This is a genomic window from Rhodococcus sp. WWJCD1 (assembly GCF_002258735.1).
In the GTDB taxonomy this organism is placed as follows: domain Bacteria; phylum Actinomycetota; class Actinomycetes; order Mycobacteriales; family Mycobacteriaceae; genus Rhodococcoides.
In genome coordinates this window covers 1-1,613 of the sequence record NZ_NOXY01000035.1, presented here as the reverse complement: position 1 = coordinate 1,613, position 1,613 = coordinate 1, and the positions used below count along the sequence as shown (strand labels likewise).

Genomic DNA, 1,613 nt, shown 5'->3' with positions numbered 1-1,613 from the left:
TGATTCGCTTCGCCGCTCATAGTGGGATGTTTCCGTGCTTCTTCGGCGGCAGGGTGACTTGTTTGCGTTCGAGCAGACGCAGCGCGGTCACGATCTGACCGCGGGTATGACTCGGCGGGATGACGGCATCGAGGTACCCACGCTCGGCAGCGACGTACGGGTTGACCAACGTGTCCTCGTATTCCTGCTGCAACGTCAGCCGCAACGCATCGACGTCCTCACCGTTCTTCGCCGCCTCCAACAACTGCTTGCGGTACACGAACCCGACCGCACCCGAGGCCCCCATCACCGCGATCTGCGCGGTCGGCCACGCCAAATTGACGTCGGCACCCATGTGCTTGGACCCCATCACGTCGTACGCCCCGCCGTACGCCTTGCGGGTGATGACGGTGATCTTCCCGACCGTCGCCTCCCCGTAGGCATACAACAATTTCGCGCCCCGCCGAATGATGCCGTTGTACTCCTGCCCCGTCCCCGGCAAGAACCCCGGCACATCGACCAACGTGATGATCGGAACGTTGAAACAATCACACGTGCGCACGAACCGCGCCGCCTTCTCCGAGGCATCGATGTCCAACGTTCCCGCGAACTGCGTGGGCTGATTGGCCACGATCCCCACACTGCGGCCGTCGATCCGCCCGAACCCGACGATGATGTTGCGGGCCCGCCCCTCCTGGACTTCGAGGAACTCGTCGTCGTCGAGGATGCGGGTGATCACCTCGTGCATGTCGTAGGGGGTGTTCGGTGAATCCGGGATCAGGGTGTCGAGCTCGAGATCCTCCGCGGTCAGCGAGTCCTCGATCGCCCCGGTGATCGGATCCGACGGGACCGTCCGCGGGGCGTCGGCGCGATTGTTGCTCGGCAGGTACGACAGCAGATCCCGCACGTAATCGAGCGCGTCGTGCTCGCCGGAGGCGACGTAGTGCGCGACCCCGGACTTCTCCATGTGCGTCCTCGCGCCACCGAGCTCTTCCATCGTCACGTTCTCACCGGTGACGGTTTTGATGACATCGGGGCCGGTGACGAACATCTGACTGGTGCCGTCGACCATGACCACGAAATCGGTCAGGGCCGGGGAGTAGACGTGACCACCGGCGGCGGGGCCCATGATCAGCGAGATCTGCGGGATCACCCCCGACGCGCGGACGTTGCGGTGAAAGATCTCCCCGTACAACCCGAGGGAGACGACCCCTTCCTGGATGCGGGCACCGGCACCTTCGTTGATCCCCACCAACGGGCGTCCGGTCTTGACCGCCAGGTCCATCACCTTGACGATCTTCTCGCCGTAGATTTCCCCCAACGAGCCACCGAAGACGGTCGCGTCCTGGGAGAACACGCACACATCACGGCCGTCGACGGTGCCGTAGCCGGTGACGACACCGTCACCGAGGGGCCGGTTGTCGCCCAACCCGAAATTCTGGGACCGGTGCCGCGCCAACGCGTCGAGCTCGACGAACGAGCCCTCGTCGAGCAACGCCGTGATCCGCTCCCGCGCGGTCAACTTGCCCTTCGCGTGGACCCGCTCCACCGCCGCCTCACCCGAGGGATGCTCCGCACCCGCGAGACGTTTACGAAGATCGGCCAATTTACCCGCAGTGGTATGGATATCGGGT

The 1,613-nt window shown here is 64.5% G+C and carries 1 protein-coding gene; it reads right to left on the bottom strand.

The window, feature by feature from the left end:
* Positions 1-16: 16 nt before the first annotated feature.
* Positions 17-1,613 (bottom strand): acyl-CoA carboxylase subunit beta (locus CH286_RS27495; protein ID WP_217902957.1); only part of this gene is annotated, 1,597 nt, incomplete at its 5' end.